The organism is Thiolapillus sp., from assembly GCF_048562965.1.
GTDB classification, from domain to species: Bacteria; Pseudomonadota; Gammaproteobacteria; order Chromatiales; family Chromatiaceae; genus Thiolapillus; species Thiolapillus brandeum_A.
On the sequence record NZ_JBHNMF010001555.1, the window covers coordinates 1 to 560 of the forward strand.

General features: G+C 53.6%; 2 protein-coding genes. Both read left to right on the plus strand.

Features of this window, described 5'->3' with window-relative positions; genetic code table 11:
• The first annotated feature begins 52 nt into the window (after positions 1 to 52).
• The gene (locus ACOCD2_RS25470; protein WP_368857438.1) at positions 53 to 412 is read left to right on the plus strand and encodes a transposase; all 360 of its coding nucleotides are present in this window, start codon (positions 53 to 55) and stop codon (positions 410 to 412) included.
• A partial coding sequence (locus tag ACOCD2_RS25475) for a hypothetical protein (protein ID WP_293716314.1) occupies positions 373 to 560 on the plus strand: 188 nt, incomplete at its 3' end. The genes ACOCD2_RS25470 and ACOCD2_RS25475, both read left to right, overlap by 40 nt.

The window sequence follows — 560 nt, forward strand, 5'->3', positions numbered from 1 at the left end:
GCCCAGACAATTGGCTCCCGCTCAATCCGGGTGACCTGCTCGGAAGAGCCGGATGCGGGAAATCCGCACGTCCGGTTCTGTGAGGGTGAAAGCCAGCAATGGCCGATCTACTCGACTAGGGTTGCTGGAGTCGGTCAATCGGGTGTTGCATGATCCACGCGATTCCGACCGGGTTGTCCATTCCCGGTTGAGCCGGCTTCGCCAACGTATCTACGGCTTGTGCCTGGGGTATGAAGACCTCAATGACCACCAGGATGTTAATCAGCATGCAAAACTGACCAGGAATTGGGGGGAAACAGCGTCGAATTTTGACCACCCTCTAAAGTCTGTCATCCTCCGGTTTTTTACCGGAGTAACCTGGGATTGTTATGCATGGAAACCATTGCCAAGATTCGTCGCCGTCATGAAGTGAACGGTGAAAGCATCAGTGATGATTGCCCTGTCGCCAGCATCCAAGTCAATACAAACACTGGGCCTGTTTTCCTGCCGAATGAATCACAGGCTGTTGAAAAACGTCCGGATTTCCGCAAAATCCGCGGCCCATGCCTGTTGAGTAGGCA

Excerpts from the sequence above, each read along its gene's own strand:
- ACOCD2_RS25470 (WP_368857438.1), top strand. The coding sequence starts at position 53 with ATGCGGGAAATCCGCACGTCCGGTTCTGTGAGGGTGAAAGCCAGCAAT.